Origin of the sequence: Asanoa sp. NPDC049475 (genome assembly GCF_040676915.1) — a bacterium.
Classification (GTDB): domain Bacteria; phylum Actinomycetota; class Actinomycetes; order Mycobacteriales; family Micromonosporaceae; genus Asanoa.
Window position 1 is genome coordinate 258,181 of record NZ_JBFAPY010000003.1, and the last position, 16,943, is coordinate 275,123.

General features: G+C 70.6%; 16 protein-coding genes and 1 pseudogene. 4 read left to right on the top strand and 13 right to left on the bottom strand.

Annotation, left to right across the window (positions count from 1 at the left end):
• Positions 1 to 30: 30 nt before the first annotated feature.
• Positions 31 to 852 carry a helix-turn-helix transcriptional regulator gene (locus AB0J88_RS12290; protein WP_364345645.1) on the bottom strand — a complete coding sequence of 274 codons (822 nt, stop codon included), beginning with the start codon at positions 850 to 852 and terminating at the stop codon, positions 31 to 33.
• Between the two features lie 215 nt (positions 853 to 1,067).
• Between AB0J88_RS12290 and AB0J88_RS12295 the strand changes: the two genes are divergently transcribed.
• Positions 1,068 to 1,475, top strand: a complete 408-nt coding sequence (locus AB0J88_RS12295; RefSeq protein WP_364345643.1) for a WhiB family transcriptional regulator — start codon at positions 1,068 to 1,070, stop codon at positions 1,473 to 1,475.
• A 48-nt stretch (positions 1,476 to 1,523) separates the two neighbouring features.
• On the opposite strand, the gene AB0J88_RS12300 is transcribed toward AB0J88_RS12295, so the two are convergent.
• The 3 genes from AB0J88_RS12300 to groES all read right to left on the bottom strand — a co-directional run bounded on the left by AB0J88_RS12300 (position 1,524) and on the right by groES (position 5,182).
• Positions 1,524 to 3,077 carry a molybdopterin-dependent oxidoreductase gene (locus AB0J88_RS12300; protein ID WP_364345641.1) on the bottom strand — a complete coding sequence of 518 codons (1,554 nt, stop codon included), beginning with the start codon at positions 3,075 to 3,077 and terminating at the stop codon, positions 1,524 to 1,526.
• Between the two features lie 74 nt (positions 3,078 to 3,151).
• Positions 3,152 to 4,789 carry a chaperonin GroEL gene (gene groL, locus AB0J88_RS12305; RefSeq protein WP_364345639.1) on the bottom strand — a complete coding sequence of 546 codons (1,638 nt, stop codon included), beginning with the start codon at positions 4,787 to 4,789 and terminating at the stop codon, positions 3,152 to 3,154.
• A 78-nt stretch (positions 4,790 to 4,867) separates the two neighbouring features.
• On the bottom strand, positions 4,868 to 5,182 hold the full coding sequence (gene groES, locus AB0J88_RS12310) for a co-chaperone GroES (protein WP_089244996.1): 315 nt from the start codon (positions 5,180 to 5,182) through the stop codon (positions 4,868 to 4,870).
• A 209-nt stretch (positions 5,183 to 5,391) separates the two neighbouring features.
• On the opposite strand from groES, the pseudogene AB0J88_RS12315 reads away from it, so the two are divergent.
• Positions 5,392 to 6,531 (top strand): annotated as a pseudogene (locus AB0J88_RS12315) (methyltransferase domain-containing protein); the annotation flags it as partial.
• 22 nt (positions 6,532 to 6,553) lie between these two features.
• Complete coding sequence (gene ybaK, locus AB0J88_RS12320) at positions 6,554 to 7,039, top strand: Cys-tRNA(Pro) deacylase (protein WP_364345637.1); 486 nt, start codon at positions 6,554 to 6,556, stop codon at positions 7,037 to 7,039.
• A 153-nt stretch (positions 7,040 to 7,192) separates the two neighbouring features.
• On the opposite strand, the gene AB0J88_RS12325 is transcribed toward ybaK, so the two are convergent.
• From AB0J88_RS12325 to AB0J88_RS12335, 3 genes are all read right to left on the bottom strand, one after another.
• On the bottom strand, positions 7,193 to 8,464 hold the full coding sequence (locus AB0J88_RS12325) for an ABC transporter permease (protein ID WP_364345635.1): 1,272 nt from the start codon (positions 8,462 to 8,464) through the stop codon (positions 7,193 to 7,195).
• Positions 8,461 to 9,282, bottom strand: a complete 822-nt coding sequence (locus AB0J88_RS12330) for an ATP-binding cassette domain-containing protein (protein WP_364345633.1) — start codon at positions 9,280 to 9,282, stop codon at positions 8,461 to 8,463. The genes AB0J88_RS12325 and AB0J88_RS12330 overlap by 4 nt, the downstream gene beginning before the upstream one ends.
• Before the next feature lie 94 nt (positions 9,283 to 9,376).
• Complete coding sequence (locus AB0J88_RS12335; RefSeq protein ID WP_364345631.1) at positions 9,377 to 10,486, bottom strand: substrate-binding domain-containing protein; 1,110 nt, start codon at positions 10,484 to 10,486, stop codon at positions 9,377 to 9,379.
• Positions 10,487 to 10,729: 243 nt separating this feature from the next.
• Here AB0J88_RS12335 and AB0J88_RS12340 point away from each other — a divergent pair, with 243 nt between their 5' ends.
• On the top strand, positions 10,730 to 11,002 hold the full coding sequence (locus AB0J88_RS12340) for a DUF1707 domain-containing protein (protein ID WP_364737899.1): 273 nt from the start codon (positions 10,730 to 10,732) through the stop codon (positions 11,000 to 11,002).
• Between the two features lie 10 nt (positions 11,003 to 11,012).
• Here the strand turns inward: AB0J88_RS12340 and AB0J88_RS12345 are convergent, their stop codons facing one another.
• Genes AB0J88_RS12345 through tsaB form a run of 6 tightly spaced genes read right to left on the bottom strand, consistent with a single transcriptional unit; the run spans position 11,013 to position 16,942 of the window.
• Complete coding sequence (locus AB0J88_RS12345) at positions 11,013 to 12,809, bottom strand: ABC transporter ATP-binding protein (protein WP_364345627.1); 1,797 nt, start codon at positions 12,807 to 12,809, stop codon at positions 11,013 to 11,015.
• A complete protein-coding gene (locus AB0J88_RS12350) occupies positions 12,806 to 14,503 on the bottom strand; it encodes an ABC transporter ATP-binding protein (RefSeq protein WP_364345625.1) in 1,698 nt (565 codons plus the stop codon). Before AB0J88_RS12350 ends, AB0J88_RS12345 begins: the two co-directional genes overlap by 4 nt.
• A gap of 43 nt (positions 14,504 to 14,546) precedes the next feature.
• On the bottom strand, positions 14,547 to 14,801 hold the full coding sequence (locus AB0J88_RS12355; RefSeq protein WP_364345623.1) for a hypothetical protein: 255 nt from the start codon (positions 14,799 to 14,801) through the stop codon (positions 14,547 to 14,549).
• An 11-nt stretch (positions 14,802 to 14,812) separates the two neighbouring features.
• Positions 14,813 to 15,856, bottom strand: coding sequence for a tRNA (adenosine(37)-N6)-threonylcarbamoyltransferase complex transferase subunit TsaD (gene tsaD / locus AB0J88_RS12360; RefSeq protein ID WP_364345621.1), 1,044 nt, complete (start codon positions 15,854 to 15,856; stop codon positions 14,813 to 14,815).
• Positions 15,849 to 16,286 carry a ribosomal protein S18-alanine N-acetyltransferase gene (rimI, locus tag AB0J88_RS12365; protein ID WP_364345620.1) on the bottom strand — a complete coding sequence of 146 codons (438 nt, stop codon included), beginning with the start codon at positions 16,284 to 16,286 and terminating at the stop codon, positions 15,849 to 15,851. The genes tsaD and rimI overlap by 8 nt, the downstream gene beginning before the upstream one ends.
• Positions 16,283 to 16,942 (bottom strand): tRNA (adenosine(37)-N6)-threonylcarbamoyltransferase complex dimerization subunit type 1 TsaB, encoded by a 660-nt coding sequence (tsaB, locus tag AB0J88_RS12370; protein WP_364345618.1) that lies wholly within the window; start codon positions 16,940 to 16,942, stop codon positions 16,283 to 16,285. Before tsaB ends, rimI begins: the two co-directional genes overlap by 4 nt.
• Position 16,943: the final 1 nt, after the last annotated feature.

Below are 16,943 nucleotides of genomic sequence, written 5' to 3' on the forward strand. Positions count from 1 at the left end.
GGAGAGGGGTGCGGCCGGTCGGTGCGTGAGTCAGGCCACGAGGCCCGATCGGAAGCCGGCGGCAACGGCGTGCGCACGGTCGCGCGCGCCCAGCTTCCGGAACAGTCGCCGAGCGTGGGTCTTCACCGTGTCCTCCGACACGAACAACTCACGCCCGATCTCGGCATTGCTCTTCCCATCGGCCATGCCGCGAAGCACCTGGAGCTCCCGCTCGGTGAGCGCGGCTCGCCGGGTGACCGGCTCCTCACGCGCGCCGTAGCGGTTGACCGGGTCCGGCTGGCCCCCGAAGTAGCGACCCTCTTCGGCGTTGTCGCGGACGTCGATGCCGGGGCCGACATCTCCGCGCTGCACCGGGACGACGGCGGTCGACTCGGCGAGGCCGATCTGTGGGTGTCCGGCACCCACTCCGGCCTGCATCCGCATCGGCCCGGCGTTGCGGCTGGCCGCGGCGCCGGCGAGACCGCCGACCGCGGCCGGCACCCGGCCGGCGACGCAGAGCAGCAGCACCGCCTTGGCCACGACGCTGACCAGATCCTGGTCACCGCCCTGGATCAAGGCTCGGGCTCCGGCGTTCACGGCGGCGGCCGCGATCCTCGGGTCCTCGGACCCGAAGAGCACGATCGTCGCGCCCGGCGCCCGCCCCAGCACGCGCTGGGTGAATCCGACGGTGTCCGGTCTGGTGACGGCTGTGTCCGCGAGCACCACGTCAGCGGGGCGCTCGGCGAGACGGAGCAATACCTCGGGCTCGGATACCGCAGTTCTGACGGCGCCGGCTACTCCGAGCCGGGCCGCTGCCGCATTGACGTTCTGCGCGGCCTGCGATGTCCGAACGCAAACGAGGACAGTACGCACGGTGGTCCTCCTCTCCTCATAGAAGAGGACCACGCAGCGCTGAGATCATTACGGCGTTTCAGTGGAAAGAACAGGAAAGTTCCGGACAGTTCGCCACGCCGATGCGATAGGTGCGCGCAACGAATCGATCAGGCACGTGTGAGGTGACACCGCCTGGGGTAGTGACACCCCAAGTCCAGTACGGCGCGGAGGCGCGCGCGGAAGGAGGGGTGCCGATGTCCAACGTACGCAGGCTGCCCGGTCCCATCGACGAACGTTGGGACTGGCAGCGGCTAGGTGCCTGCCGAGGCCGCGACAGTGCCCAGTTCTTCCATCCCGACGGAGAGCGCGGCTCGTCCCGCAACCGCCGCGAGATGAAGGCCAAGCAGGTCTGCGGCACCTGCCCGGTGCGCGCCGAGTGCGCCGCGCACGCCCTCTCGGTGCGTGAGCCCTACGGCGTCTGGGGCGGTTTCAGCGAGTCCGAACGGCTCCGCCTGCTGGCGGTGGGCTGGGAGGACCTGGCCGACCGCAGGCAGATCAGGGTCGACGTCGAACGGCTCGAGGCCCGCCTCGGCCGCCCGCACAAGGCGGTGCCCGCCCAGCTTCGGCCGTCCCCCGCGCCGGCCCAGCGGCGCGCCAGCTGACCACCTCATTCTTCCGGTCCGGGACCCCGAGTGGTCCCGGACCGCTGTTCATCCGACGGTGACCGAGACGCTGTGGTAGCCGGTCGCCCCGTCCGGGAGCACATCCGCCGGCTGCGAGGTCTGCGTCGCTCCGGTCCTGTCGGTGGCCCGGACCTTCAGTTCGTGATCGCCTTCGGTGGCGTCCCAGTTCCACGACCACTGCACCCAGGTGTCGTCGGAGACCGCGCGGGCCAGTCGGGCCTCCTGCCACAGTCCGTTGTCGACCTGCACCTCTACTTTGGCGATCCCCCGGTGCTGCGCCCACGCGACACCGGCCACCGTGATCGGGCCGGGCCGCAGCCCGTTGCGCCCGCGCGGGGTGTCGATCCGGGACTGCGTCTTGATCGGACCCTTCGCCGACCAGCCCCGTGGCACCCAGTAGGCGTCGTAGTCGGCGAAGCTGGTCAGCTCGAGCTCGACGACCCATTTGGTGGCCGAGACATAGCCGTACAGGCCGGGCACGACGACGCGCACCGGGAAGCCGTGCTCGATCGGCAGCGGAGCGCCGTTCATGCCGACGGCGAGCATCGCGTCACGGCCGTCGCGCATGACCTCGGTCGGCGTGCCGCAGGTCCAGCCGTCGGCCGAGCGACCTACCACCTGGTCCGCGCCGTCGAGCGGCTGCGCCTCGTCCAGGAGCTGCTTCAGGGGTACGCCGAGCCAGCGCGCGTTGCCGATGAGGTCACCGCCGACCTCGTTGGACACGCAGGCCAGGGTGACGTAGCGCTCGATCATCGGCCGGGCCAGCAGCTCGGCATAGGTCAACCGGATCTCCTTGCGCACCCGGCCGTGGATCCGCAGCGTCCAGTCCGTCGGGTCGACCTGCGGCACGACGAGGGCGGTGTCGATGCGGTAGAACGCGTCGTTCGGTGTGACGTAGGACGAGAGGTCGGCCAGCCGCAGGTCGGCACCGGCCGGCACCTCAGGCGCCGGAGTGGCCGGAGCCGGCAGGCGCACCTCGGCGCGGGCCGTCGACACACTGCGCCGGGTCGAGAGCCAGCGCCCGGCGAAACCGAGTGCGACCGCGCCGGCGATGAACGCGAGGCCGCCACGGAGGAACCTGCGCCGGCCGGCGATCGCCTCTTCCTCTTCCTGGACGCTTGGTGCGACGAGCTCTGTCACCTCGGCCGGGGCCAGTGGGCCGACGACCAGCAGCCAGAGGGTGGCGCCGGCGGCGGCGGCACCGAGCAGGGCCGGCAGGGCGGTCGCGGGTCCGGCGTCCGGGCGGGTCAGGGCCGCGGCGACGCCGACCGCGGCGAACACGCCGATGCCCGCGAAGCCGGCCCACAGCCACCGCACGGAGAGCGCACCGATCACGGCGGCGAACAGTCCGAGCAGGATCGCGGTGCCGACCAGCAGGGCGGTCTTGTCGTGCACGCCGAACAGCGTGATGGCGAACTGCTTGAGGGACTCGGGCACGTGGTCGACGACCACGCCGCCGACGGCGACCAGCGGGGCGCTGCGCGACCCGGTCACCACGGCGACCACCTCGGCCAGGCCGAGCGCGACGGCGGCGGCCGCGACCCCGGCCAGCGCACCGAACTTCCACGACTTGCGTGTCACGCCCGCAAGTGTGCTCCAAACAGAACCGCGCGGCCGGGGTCGCCCCTGGCCGCGCGGATCTCGTAATGGATTTGTCAGAAGCCCGGGCCGTGCTGGTGGCCGTGGCCGTGGCCGTGACCGCCCTCGGCGGGCTCCGCCTTCTCCGGCTTCTCGACCACCAGGCTCTCCGTGGTGAGCAGCAGGCCGGCGATCGACGCGGCGTTGAGCACCGCGTTGCGGGTCACCTTGACCGGGTCGATGATGCCGTCCTTGGCCAGGTCGACGAACTCACCGGTCGCGGCGTTGAGGCCGTGGCCCCAGTCCTTGTCGCGAACCTTCTCGACGATGACGTAGCCGTCGTGGCCGGCGTTCTCGGCGATCCAGCGCAGCGGCTCGACGAGTGCCTTGCGGACGATCGCGACGCCGGTCTTCTGGTCGCCGGTCAGGCCCAGGTCGCCGTCGAGCACGGAGACGATCTGCACCAGGGCGGCGCCGCCGCCGGGCACGGTGCCCTCCTCGACCGCGGCCTTGGTCGCCGCGATGGCGTCCTCGATGCGGTGCTTGCGCTCCTTGAGCTCCACCTCGGTGGCGCCGCCGGCCTTGATCACCGCGATGCCGCCGGACAGCTTGGCCAGCCGCTCGGCCAGCTTCTCCTTGTCCCAGTCGGAGTCGGAGGCCTCGATCTCCTTGCGGATCTGGGAGACCCGCTCGGAGACCTCGGTGCTGCTGCCGCCGCCGTCGATGACGGTGGTGTTGTCCTTGTCGATGACGACGCGCCGGGCGGTGCCGAGCTGGTCGATGCCGACCTGGTCGAGCTTGTAGCCGAGCTCCGGAGCGATCACCTCGCCGCCGGTCAGGATCGCCATGTCCTGGAGCATCGCCTTGCGGCGGTCACCGAAGCCCGGCGCCTTGACGGCGGCGATCTTCAGCGTCTTGCGCACCGCGTTGACCGCGAGCGTCGCGAGCGCCTGGCCCTCGACGTCCTCGGCCACGAGCAGCAGCGGCTTGCCGGCCTGGACGACCTTCTCCAGCAGCGGCAGCAGCTCCTCGACCGCGGAGATCTTCTGGGTGGTGATCAGGATGTACGGCTCGTCGAGCACCGCCTCCTGCGCCTCCGCGTCGGTCACGAAGTGCGGGGAGATGAAGCCCTTGTCGAACTGCAGACCCTCCGTCACCTCGAGCTCGGTGGCCAGCGTCGAGCCTTCCTCGACGGTGATGACACCGTCGCGGCCGACCTTCTCCATCGCCTCGGAGATCAGCTCGCCGATGGTGGCGTCCTGGGCCGAGATGGTGGCGACGTTGGCGATGGAGCCCTTGGTGTCGACGTCGGCGGCCTTGCCCAGCAGGGCCTCGGACACCGCGTTGGCGGCGGCGTCGATGCCGCGCTTGAGGTCGCTCGGGCTCGCGCCGGCGGCGACGTTGCGGAGGCCCTCGCGGACCATGGCCTGGGCCAGCACCGTCGCGGTGGTGGTGCCGTCACCAGCCACGTCGTTGGTCTTGGTCGCCACCTCCTTGACGAGCTGCGCACCCAGGTTCTCGTACGGGTTGGTGAGCTCGATCTCCTTGGCGATGGTCACACCATCGTTGGTGATCGTCGGAGCGCCGAACTTCTTGTCGAGGACGACGTTGCGCCCGCGCGGGCCGAGGGTGACCTTGACCGTGTCCGCGAGGGTGTTGACGCCGTGCTCGAGCAGGTGTCGCGCGTCGTCCGAGAAGCTCAGGATCTTCGCCATTTAAGTCCCTTCAAACGCACGGTGCCCCGGCCCGGGCAGAACCGGTCCGGGGCACCACGCACTTCAGCTTGTGATCAGTTACTTCTCGATGACCGCGAGGACGTCGCGGGCGGAGAGCACCAGGTACTCCTCGCCGGCGTACTTGACCTCGGTGCCGCCGTACTTCGAGTAGATCACCGTGTCGCCGACCTTGACGTCAACCGGAACGCGGTTGCCGTTGTCGTCGACCCGGCCCGGGCCGACGGCCTTGACGGTGCCCTCTTGCGGCTTCTCCTTGGCGGTGTCGGGGATCACGATGCCCGACGCCGTGGTCGTCTCAGCCTCGTTGGCCTGGACGAGAATCCGGTCCTCGAGAGGCTTGATCGCAACCTTGGTCGCGGTAGTCACGGGCATACCCTCCTGGGGTATCAGGTTCGTAGCCGGCCGAGAATCCGACCGGCGCCAATTTGCCTCATGCCACCAGGGCGGGACCGTCGTCGCGGGTGCCGGACCTGCCTGGCGTTGTTGGCACCCTCAGACTGAGAGTGCTAATCGCAGGTTATTCCGCGACTAGCACTCCGTCAAGGAGAGTGCCAGCTCGCCACACCCGGGAGAATCACTTCGTGGACCTGCACGACCTGCGTACCCCCGACGGCGAAGCCGCCCTGGCAGCGGCGACCGACCTGGTCGGTGGCGACCCGCTCGCCGCAGCCGCCGCGCTGCGCTCGGCGGGTGTGCCGCCCGACCTCGCGGCCGCCGCACTCACCCAGGCCACGCTACGCCGGCAGGCGGTGGCCAAGTTCGGTGCCTCGGCGAGCGACATGTACTTCACCCGGGCGGGGCTCGAACAGGCGACCCGGTCGGTGGTGGCCGACCGGCGGGCTTCGCGGTTGGTGGCCGCTGGGGTTCGGTCCCTCGCCGACCTGGGCTGCGGGATCGGCGCCGACTCGCTGGCCGCGGCTCGGGCCGGGATCCGGGTCGTCGGCGTCGAGATCGACCCGGCCACGGCGGAGGTCGCGGCCGCGAACGGCACCGGCCTGTTCTCGGTGGTGCGGGCCGATGCCACCACCTTCGACGTCAGTGGGTTCGACGCGGTCTTCTGCGATCCGGCCCGGCGCCAGGCCGGTGGGCGGCGGGTGTTCGACCCGGCGGCGTACTCGCCGTCCTGGGATTTCGTCGCCGACCTGGCGGCCCGCTCTCCCCGGGTGGCGGTCAAGGTGGCGCCGGGTTTCGACCACTCCCGGGTGCCGCCGGGCGCGGAGACCGAGCTGGTCAGTGTCGACCGGGATGTGGTCGAGGCCACCCTGTGGTGCGGCCTGCTGGCCTCGGTGCCCCGCCGGGCGACGGTGATCCGCGCGGGGGTGGCATCGGCGCTGACCGGCTCGGGCACCGTGGCGGCACCGGTCGGCCCGGTCGGCGGTTACCTCTACGACCCCGACGGCGCGGTGGTCCGGGCAGGCCTGGTCGCCGAGTTCGCCGCGACCGTGGATGGGCGGTTGGGCGACCCGACCATCGCGTACGTGTGGACCGACTCGCCGGCACCGACCCCATTCGGCCGCTGTTTCGCGGTGACCGACGTGCTGCCGTTCTCCCTGAAGCGGCTGCGGGCGGAACTGCGCTCCAGGGACGTCGGCACGGTGGAGATCCTCAAGCGGGGCTCGGCGCTGGACCCGGCCCAGTTCCGCCGGGACCTGCGGTTGCGGGGACGGGCCTCGATCTCGCTGCTGCTGACCCGGGTGGCGGGTGCGCAGGTGGCAGTGCTCGCGACACCGATAACCTTCGAAGGTGGCCAAGAAAGCGCAGGGAACGCCGGCGACGGTGGTGTTGACCCGCGAGAAGGTCCCGTTCACGACGCACCCCTATGACGTGGACCCGAAGACGTCGGGCTACGGCGAGGCGGTGGCGGCGGCGCTGGGCCTGGAGCCGGCGCGGGTCTTCAAGACCCTGATCGCGACGGTCGACGGACAGCTAGGCGTGGGTGTGGTCCCGGTGGCGCGAACCCTCGACCTCAAGGCGTTGGCGGCCGCGCTCGGTGGCAAGCGGGCCGCTATGGCTGAGCCGGCGGCGGCCGAGCGGGCTACCGGGTACGTCACCGGGGGGATCTCGCCCCTCGGGCAGCGGTCGCGGTTGCCCTTGGTGCTGGACGACTCGGCTCTGGCGTTCGAGACCATCTTCGTTTCGGCTGGGAAGCGGGGGTTGCAGCTAGAGCTCTCCCCCGCAGACCTGGTCCACCTCACGGGAGCCGCGGTAGCGGCAATCGCCACGGGCTAAGGCCGCACGCAGCCAATAGGCCGCTCGCGCGGCCCAGGGGTGGGTCCCCGCAGCTCGGGTGGGGTCCGGGGCAAGGCCCCGGAGACGCGACCACCACAAGCGCCGAAAAGCCCCCGACGGCCGAAGCCATCGGGGGCCTTCCAAAACGATCGGCTAGACCCGACCGGTAGACCGCGCCCGCCGACGCGAGATCGCGTCGACGCTCGCGGCGACCAGCAGGACCAGACCGGTCACCATGTAGACCACGCTCGACGGCTGGTTGAGCAGGCCCATGCCGTTGATGATGATCGCGATCACGAAGCCACCGAGGATGGCGTCGACGATCCGGCCCTTGCCGCCGAAGAGGCTCGTGCCGCCGATGACGGCCGCGCCCACCGCGTACAGCAGGGTCGAGGCGCCGCCCGTGCCGGGCGAGATCGAGTTGTCGCGGCTGGCGAGCATGATGCCGCCGACCGCTGCCAACGTCGAAGCGATCATGAAGCAGGCCAGCTTGACCAGGCCCACGTTGATGCCGGCGCGGCGGGCCGCTTCGGCGTTGCCGCCGACCGCGTACACGTGCCGGCCGAACGACGTCTTCGTGAGCAGGAAGGTCAAACCGACCAGCAGGACCAGCAGCACCGCCACCACGATCGGGACGCCCTTGAGCGAGGTGATCGCGGGGTTGCGGCTGCGCTCGATGCTGAGCCAGTACGTCGCCAGGCCGAGCAGCACCGCCAGTGCGGCGATCTTGGCCAGGGTGACCTGGATCGGCTCGAACGTCAGGCCGCTGGAACGGCGCTTCGCACCGCGGCGCAGGACGATGGCCGCGTAGCCACCGACGATCACCGCGAACAGCACCCAGCCCAGCCAGACCGGCATGTCGTTGTTGTTGATCGCGCGCAGCGTGTCGTCGCGGATGGCGATGGTGCCACCCTCACCGATCAGCTGGAGCAGCACGCCCTGCAATCCGAGGAACGCCGCCAGGGTCACGACGAACGACGGAATGCCCAGCTTGGCCACCAGCAGACCGATGAGCAGACCGACCACGGCACCCGTGAGCAGACAGGCGATCAGGCCCAGGGGCCAGGACCAGCCCCAGCGCGTGACCACGACGCCCATCACGGCGGCCGCCGTGCCCGCCGTGTAACCGGCGGACAGGTCGATCTCGCCGAGCAGCAGGACGAAGACCAGGCCCATCGCGATGACGATGACGGCCGCCGCCTGGTGGATCAGGTTGGCGAAGTTGAACGCGTTGGTGAACGTGTTGGGGCGCAGGGCCGCGAACACGATGACCAGCGCGATGATGCCGAGCAGGGCGGGCAGGGAGCCGGCGTCGCCGCCGCGGACCCGCGCCCACCAGTTGCCGACCGCCGTGCCGAGCGGGTTGCCCGGGCCGGTCTCCTCGACGTGCTCTTCGGTCGTCTCGACCTTCGTCGGGGCGGTCATTTCAACTCCCCGTTGCCGTTGGTGATGCCACCGATGGCATCCGACCGTCCGGTCGTGATGACCTCGACGACCTGGTTGCTCTTGACGTCCTTGGTCTTCATCTGCGCCGCCATGCGCCCCAGGTAGAGGACCGAGATCCGGTCGGCCACCTGGAACACGTCGTTGAGGTTGTGGCTGATCAGCACGACCGCGAGACCGTTGTCGGCCAACTGGCGCACCAGCCGCAGCACCTGCTCGGTCTGCGCGACGCCGAGGGCGGCGGTCGGCTCGTCGAGCACCACGAGCTTGGAGTTCCAGATCACCGCGCGGGCGATCGCCACCGTCTGGCGCTGGCCACCGGAGAGGCTGGCGACCACCTGACGGATCGACTTGACCGTGCGAACCGAGAGGCCGGCCAGCGTTTCCTGGGCCCGACGCTCCATCGTCGCCTCGTCGAGGATGCCGTTCTTCGTGACCTCACGGCCGAGGAACAGGTTGTCGACGATGTCCAGGTTGTCGCAGAGCGCCAGGTCCTGGTAAACGACCTCGATGCCGAGCTCGTTGGCGTGTTTGGGGTTCGTCACCGTGACCTGCCGGCCGTCGAAGACGTAGTCCCCGGAATCGAACGGCTGACTGCCGGCGATTCCCTTGATCAGGGTGCTTTTGCCCGCGCCGTTGTCGCCGACGAGCGCGGTCACCTGTCCCGCATATGCATCGAAGTCCACGTCCTGCAGGACGTGGACCGCACCGAAGCTCTTGTTGATACCGCGCAACGACAGCAGTGGCGCGGCGTCATCGGTCGCCGTCGCCGCCCCCGCAGCGCCCTCCGGCACCGTCATGGTCACCTCACTAGTTGTTTCCCGGCCCGGCAGTAACCGTGGCCTCAAGCGCCCAAAGGCCCGGCAGGTCTCCCTGCCGGGCCATCGGCGTCACTTACTGAACGCCTGCCGAAGTGCAGAGCGCGGCGTACTGGCCGGTGCAGATGTCGCTGGCCTTCCAGAAGCCATCCGCGATGACGTCCTTGACGGAGTCCTTGTAGATGGCCTGCGGGGTGGCGAGCGCGGAGGGGACGTCCTTGTTGAGGACGGTGTCCTTGACCGTGCCGTTGACCAGGTCGCTGCCCGGGGTCTCGCCGTTGATCAGCGCGATCGCGAGCTTGGAGGCCGTGTCGGCCTCCTTCTTGATGGCCTTGTAGACGGTCATGCACTGGTTGCCGGAGAGGATGGCCTGGAGGCCTTCCTTGCTGGCGTCCTGGCCGGTGACCGGCACCTTGCCGTTGAGACCGTTGGCGGTCAGACGGGCGATGATGCCCTGGGCCATGGTGTCGTTGGCGGAGATGACGCCGTCGACCTTGCCGCCGGCCTGGGTGTAGAGCTGCTCGAACGCGGTGCCCGCGATGGTGGCGTCCCACTTACCGGTCTGGTCACCGACGATGGTGTAGTCGCCGCTGTCCACCTTCGGCTTCAGCGCCTCGACGTAGCCCTGCTTGAACAGCGCGGCGTTGTTGTCGGTCGGGTCACCGTTGATCTGAACGATGTTGGCCTTGGTCTTGCCAGCGTCGGTCAGGCACTTGGTGAGGCCTTCGCCCATCAGCTTGCCGACCTGGACGTTGTCGAAGGAGACGTAGTAAGACGCCTCGCCACCCAGGGTCAGGCGGTCGTAGTCGATCGTCTTGATGCCGGCGCCCTGGGCCTTCTTCAGGCAGGCGCTGCCGGAGTCGGAGTCGAGGTTGACGATCAGGAGGACGGAGACGCCCTCGTTGATCATGCTGTCGCACAGGGTGCCGAACTTGGCCTTGTCACCATCGGCGTTCTGGATGTTGGCCGTGATGCCGGCGCCGTCGAACGCTGCCTTGAGCAGCGGACGGTCGTTGGCCTCCCAGCGCGGAGAAGTGGAGGCGTCGGGCAGGATCACGCCGACCTTCTTGGCGGCGGTGCCGCCACCGGTGGAGTCGCCACCACCGTCGTCGGACCCACAACCCGCAAGTGCCAGCGCGCCGACCGCCATAGTGGCGACAGCGACCGACAAAAATCGGTTACGCATAACCTTGGACTCCTTCATGGCCGTTGAACGGACCGCGCGGGGGCGAACGGCGTTGTCAACCTCCCGGACCCTGGCGATCCGAAACACAAAATACTCGCGCATTTGACGCGCTACCTCGCGCGGTCGGCACGCTGCCGTAACGATCCGGTCACGGCACTGGAACCGGCTTGTATGCGTTCGGGCGAGCCGAGAAAGCGCTCTCAGAGCGTACGCTTTCGCCCGCGGAGAGGGGATAGGTTGACTTTGGATACTCGTGCGTCGGACGACGATCGACAGCGCGTGGTCGAACTGTTACAGCAGCACACCGCCGCTGGTCGACTGAGCCTCGACGAGTTCACGGATCGTGTCGGAAACGCTTACGCCGCCAGCACTCTGCGTGATCTGGCGGTGGTGACCAGCGATCTTCCGCCGCTTCCTGAGAGCCCACACACAGGTCGCCGTGACCTACTTGTGCTCTTCGCCGTCGCCGCCGTGACCTTGCTGTTACTGGGCCTCTACATGACCGTGACCCGTTGAGAGCGAACGATTACGCCACTGTCGAATAAGGACTTTGGCGCTGTTTCTGGGCCGAATGCCCTTCCTCGCCATGCCACGACCGCCAGAGCGCGGCGTACGAGCCTCCGGCGGCGACAAGCTCGGCGTGCGAACCGAGCTCCGTGATGCGTCCGTCCTCCACCACCGCGACCCGGTCCGCGTCGTGCGCCGAGAAGAGCCGGTGCGCGATGGCGATGACGGTGCGCCCCTGCAGGACTGCGGCGAGTGACCGCTCCAGGTGCCGGGCCGCCCGCGGGTCGATGAGCGAGGTGGCCTCGTCGAGCACCAGGGTGTGCGGGTCCGCCAGCACCAGCCGCGCCAACGCGAGCTGCTGAGCCTGGGCCGGCGGCACGGTGTGGCCGCCGGTGCCGACCACGGTGTCCAATGCGGACGGAAGGGTCTCGACCCAGTCGAGGGCGTCGACCGCCGCCAGCGCGGCCCGCACCTCGTCGTCCGTCGCGCCAGGCCGGGCCATCACCAGGTTGTCGCGGATCGTACCGATGAAGACGTGGTGCTCCTGGGTCACCAACGCGACGTGCGAGCGAAGCTCGTCCAGCGGCAGCGACGCCAGCGGGACGCCGCCGACCGTGATCGAGCCGCCCGTAGGAGCGTGGATGCCGGCCAGCAGCCGGCCCAGCGTCGACTTGCCGGCCCCGGACGGACCGACCATCGCCAGCCGCTCCCCCGGCTCGACGGTCAGGTCGATGCCGTGCAGGACCTCCCGACCCTCCACATAGGCGTACCGCACGTCCTGCGCGACCAGGCGCTGACCGCGTCCGGACGGCTGCTCTGCGGTTTCCACGGTCGGGGCGGGCCGGCCCGCTACACCGAGCAGCCGGGCCAGCGAGGCGCCGCCGACCTGGAGCTCGTCGAGCCACGACAGCAGGCGGTCGATCGGGTCGACCAGAGCCTGCACGTAAAGGGTCGCGGCGGTGACCTGGCCCAGGGTCACCCAGCCCTCGAGGTAGAACCAGCCGCCGACGAGCAGCGTCGCCACGACCGGCACCACGTAGCCGACCTCGACGATCGGGAACCAGACGGTACGCAGCATCAGCGTGTATCGCTCCGCCGCGTACGACCGGGCGATGTCGCTGTCGGTGCGCGCCCGCCGGCGGTCCTGCAGGCGCAGCGCCTCCGTCGTGCGGGAGCCCTCGACGGTCTCGCTGATCCCGTCGGTGATGTCGGAGTAGGCGGCGTTCTCCCTCAGGTAGCCGGCCGGCGCGCGGCGCAGGTACCACCGGGTGCCGAACCAGAGCATCGGCACCGCGATGAGGCAGGGCAGGGCCAGCAGCGGGCTGGTGAGCAGGATCGCGCCGACCACGAACACCGCGGTGACGGTCGCGATCAGGGTCTCGGGCACGGCGAAGCGAACGCTGTGCGAGAGCGCGGAGACGTCACGCGACGTGCGGGTGAGCAGGTCGCCCGTGCCAGCTCGCTCCACCGTGGACAGTGGGATGGCCAGGATCCGGTCGACGAACTCCTCCCGCAGCTCGGCCAGCACCCGCTCGCCGAGCCGGGCCGAGCAGAACGCGGCGAACCGGGTCAGGATCGCCTGCGTGACCACGAAGGCCGCGATGGCCAGCGCGACCTCGTCGACGGTGCGGCTGGTGGTGCCGGCGGACAGGCCCTCGACCAGGTTGCCGAGCAACCGCGGCGCGACGAGCCCGGCGACGGCGGCCAGACCGTGCAGGCCGAGGGCGAGCGCCAACGACCCGGGATGACGCCTCACCAGGGTGCGCGCGTACCGCCGCACCTCCTGGGCGTCAGCGACGGGGAGCTGCCGAGTCATTCGTCCTCCTCCCGGGTAACGGCGGCGGCGTAGTCGGGGCGGCGGCGCAGCAGGTCGCGGTGGGTGCCCGCGGCCACCACCCGGCCACCGTCGACGAAGGCGACCTCGTCGGCCTGGTCGAGCACCAGCGGGCTGGTCGTGCAGACGACCGTGGTGCGGCCGGCGCGGGCGGTGCCGAGCCGGGCCGCGATCCGGGCTTCGGTGTGCGCGTCGACGGCACTGGTCGGCTCGACCAGCACCAGCGTCTCCGGGTCGGCGACCAGCGCGCGGGCCAGCCGGAGCCGCTGTTGCTGGCCGCCGGAGAACTCGCGGCCGCGCTCGGCGACCACGGCGTCGAGCCCCTCAGGCAGCGCGTCGACCACGTCGGTGGCGCTGGCCGCGTCGAGAGCGTCCGCCACGTGCCGGTCGCCCTTGCCTGCCGGGTCGAGCTCGTCGCGCAGGGGTCCGGCGAACAGCCGGGCGTCGTTGTCGGCCAACAGGATCCGCTCGCGCACGTCGGCCAGGTCCAGCTCGGCCAGGGGTACGCCGGACAAGGTCACGTCGCCGTCGGCGAACCGGCCGAGCCGGTCGGCGATCGCGGCCGCGTCGCCGGGCTCCCGGGCCGCGATGGCGGTCAACCGCCCGGGTCGGACGGTCAGGCCGGACTCGGCGTCGACCAGCGGGCCGTGCGAGGCGGTCACCGGTGCGGCGGGCGAGCTGAACTCGGGCTCCAGCGTGAACATCCGCACCACCCGGCGGGCGGCCACGTGGCCCCGGGTCAGCCGGTCGATCGTCTCGGTGAGCTGACGCAGCGGGCTGACCAGGAACGCCGCGTAACCGTAGAGGGCGACGAGCTCGCCGGCGGTGATCTCGCCGCGCAGGGCGAACCGGGCGCCGAGCCAGGTGACCAGCACCAGGAACATGCCAGGCAGCAGGATCTCCGCAGCCGCGAGGAGGGACTCGATCCGCGCGACGCGTACACCGGCGGATCGCAGATCCTGTGACTCGGCGCGATAGCGGCCGGCGAACGTCGACTCGCCGCCCACGCCGCGCAGCACCCGTAGGCCGGCGACCAGGTCGCCGGCCCGGGTGGTCAGCTTGCCCTCCTGGTCGCGGTAGGCCTGCTGGCGGCGCTGGAGCGGTTTGATGAGCGCGCCCGCGATCAGCATCATCACCGGCACGCCCACGACGACCACCAGGCCGAGCGGCACCGAGGTGGTGATCAGGATGACGCCGACGGTGACCACGGCGACCAGCGAGCCGGTGCCCCGAGCGGTGATGTCGAGGGCGCCGCCGATGTGGTTGATGTCCGAGGTGCCGATGCTGACCACCTCGCCCGTGGACAACCGTTTGGGCAGCGTGGCGCCGATCCGGTTGGCCTCCTGGACGGTGAGTTGCACCGTGCGGTAGATGGCGGAGAGGTAGTTGAACGCGGCCATGCGGTGGCGCAGGATGCCGGTCACGCCGGTGACCAGGCCGAGGCCGAACAGCACCGCGCCCCAGCGCAACAGGCCGTCCCGGTCGCGGGCGGCCAGGCCCGCGTCGATCGCCCGGCCGACGGTGGCGGGGATCAGCGCCTGGCTGACCATCCAGAGCGTCGCGAACGCGATCGCGGCGAGCAGCGAACGCCAGGTGCGAGCAGCCAGCCACAGCAGATAGCGCGTGGCCGACCGGACGTCGGGGTTGCCGGGATCGCCGACGGGTAAGGGCCGCATAACAGCCCGAAGCTAAATGATCAACTTTGGGCGGCGCCACCGATTATCGGTCGACGAGCGTGAAGTCCCACTCGTGCGGTGGCCTGGCCACCAGCATCGTCGGCGGTGCGGCCAGCGGCTCGGGGTCGCTGCGCCATCTGGAAATCACGACGCAGCGGTCGTCGGACGAAGAGAACACCTCGCTGGTGATGTGCAGCGGGCTGACCTCGATGCGCGGCAGGGCGGTGTCGCAGACCCATTCGACGAGGTCGGGCAGTCGCCCCTTCTCGGCGCGGGCCTCCCACATGCGCACGATCACGTCGCGGGACATTACACACTCACGAGCGTCAACGGCATCGCGGAGTCGGCCGGCAGATCCAGCCGACTGGGCCGGACCCCGGCGGCGACCAGGTGCGAGCCGAGCGCGGCGACCATCGCGCCGTTGTCGGTGCACAGCTTCGGCCGCGGCACCCGCACGGTGATGCCCGCCTTGGCGGCGCGCTCCTCGGCCAGGGCGCGCAGCCGCGAGTTGGCCGCCACCCCGCCGCCGATCACCAGCGTGTCGACGCCGTGCTGCCGGCAGGCGTCGATCGCCTTGGCAGTGAGCACGTCGCAGACAGCGTCCTGGAACGAGGCCGCCACGTCGTTGACCGGCACCGGCTCGCCGGACCGCTCGCGCGCCTCGACCCAGCGGGCCACGGCGGTCTTCAGGCCGGAGAACGAGAAGTCGAAGCGGTGGGCGGCCTGGTCCTTGGCGGCGGTGAGGCCGCGCGGGAAGGCGATCGTGGCCTGGCCGTCGCGAGCCGCGCGGTCGATCGGCGGCCCGCCCGGGAACGGCATGCCGAGCAGCCGGGCCACCTTGTCGAAGGCCTCGCCGGCCGCGTCGTCGATGGTCGACCCGAGCGGGGTCACCCCGCCGGCCAGGTCGTCGACCAGCAGCAGCGACGAGTGTCCGCCGGAGACCAGCAGGGCGATCGCCGGCTCGGGCAGGGGGCCGTGCTCCAGCGTGTCGACCGCGACGTGGGCGGCCAGGTGGTTGACGCCGTAGATCGGCTTCTCGGCGGCGACGGCGTAGCCCTTGGCGGCGGCGACGCCGACCAGCAGCGCTCCGGCCAGGCCCGGACCCGACGTCACGGCGATCGCGTCGATGTCGGCCAACGTCACGCCGGCCTCGTCGAGCGCCCGCTGCATCGTCGGCACCATGGCCTCGAGGTGGGCGCGGCTGGCCACCTCGGGCACCACGCCGCCGAACCGCGCGTGCAGGTCCACACTGGACGCCAGCGCGTCGGCGAGCAGCGTCGTGCCACGGACGATGCCGACGCCCGTCTCGTCACAAGAAGTCTCGATGCCCAGGACCAAGGGTTCGTCAATCACGTCTCATCACCAGTGCGTCCGTGTTGCTGGGTTGGTAATAGCCACGGCGTACGCCGATCGGCTCGAAACCGTAGGTGGCGTAGAGCTTCTGGGCCGGTGCGTTGTCGACGGCGACCTCGAGCAGCACGGCGTGGGCCCTGCGGCGGGCGGCCTCGGCGAGCAGCGCCTCCAGGATCGTGCGGCCGATGCCCTGGCGCTGCGCGTCGCGTACGACCGCGATGTTCTGGATCCAGGCCTCGTCGCCGTTGACCGCGAGCCCGCCGTAGCCCAGAATCCGGCCCTCGTCCTCGGCGACCAGGTAGTAGTGGCCGCTGGAGAGCTCGTTCCAGAACATGCCGGCCGACCACTTCTCGGCGCCGAACAGGTCCTCCTCGATCGGCAGCAGTTGGGCGATGTGCCACCACCGCAGCCGGGTCAACGTTCCGGTCACTGGAGCACCGGCTTGTGCCCTCCCGCCGCGGCGACAGCATCCGGGCGGCGGAGGTAGAGGGGCGTGAGCGGCTCGGTCGGCGCACCGGCGAGGATCCGCTCGGCGGCCAGCCGGACGAACGCGTCGACCACCGGGTAGCGCGGCTCGTCGAGAACCTTCACGCCGAGCCGGTCGGCGTATTTCAGGGCACCGTCGCCGAGCGCGACGGTGGCCTGCCGCGCGACCACGTCCGGCACGTCGACGTGCGGACCCTCGATGCGCGCGCCGGCCTGGTCGTAGAGGGCCCAGTAGACCTCGCGGCGGCGGGCGTCGGTGGCAACCAGCGTGACCTGGCCCGGCACGCCGCCGATGGCGTCGAGGGAGCAGACGCCGTACGTCGGGATGCCCAGGACCTGGCCCATGCTGGCGGCGGTGACCAGGCCCACCCGCAGCCCGGTGAACGGACCCGGGCCGGTGCCCGCGACGATCGCCGTGAGGTCGCGGACCGTCGCGCCGGACTTCCGGAGCACCTCGTCGATCTCCGGAGCCATCAGCTCGCCGTGCGCCCGACCGTCGACCGTGCGCAGCTCGGCGATCACGGTGTGGCCGGTCGGGGTGACGTCGGCCAGCGCCGCGGTGACCGCGGGGGTCGACGTGTCGAGAACGAGAACGAGCACG

Coding starts and splice junctions, on each gene's coding strand:
- AB0J88_RS12345 (WP_364345627.1), bottom strand. CDS start 12,809: ATGACTCGGCAGCTCCCCGTCGCTGACGCCCAGGAGGTGCGGCGGTAC.
- AB0J88_RS12335 (WP_364345631.1), bottom strand. CDS start 10,486: ATGCGTAACCGATTTTTGTCGGTCGCTGTCGCCACTATGGCGGTCGGC.
- AB0J88_RS12325 (WP_364345635.1), bottom strand. CDS start 8,464: ATGACCGCCCCGACGAAGGTCGAGACGACCGAAGAGCACGTCGAGGAG.
- groL (WP_364345639.1), bottom strand. CDS start 4,789: ATGGCGAAGATCCTGAGCTTCTCGGACGACGCGCGACACCTGCTCGAG.
- AB0J88_RS12330 (WP_364345633.1), bottom strand. CDS start 9,282: ATGACGGTGCCGGAGGGCGCTGCGGGGGCGGCGACGGCGACCGATGAC.
- AB0J88_RS12350 (WP_364345625.1), bottom strand. CDS start 14,503: ATGCGGCCCTTACCCGTCGGCGATCCCGGCAACCCCGACGTCCGGTCG.
- groES (WP_089244996.1), bottom strand. CDS start 5,182: ATGCCCGTGACTACCGCGACCAAGGTTGCGATCAAGCCTCTCGAGGAC.
- AB0J88_RS12295 (WP_364345643.1), top strand. CDS start 1,068: ATGTCCAACGTACGCAGGCTGCCCGGTCCCATCGACGAACGTTGGGAC.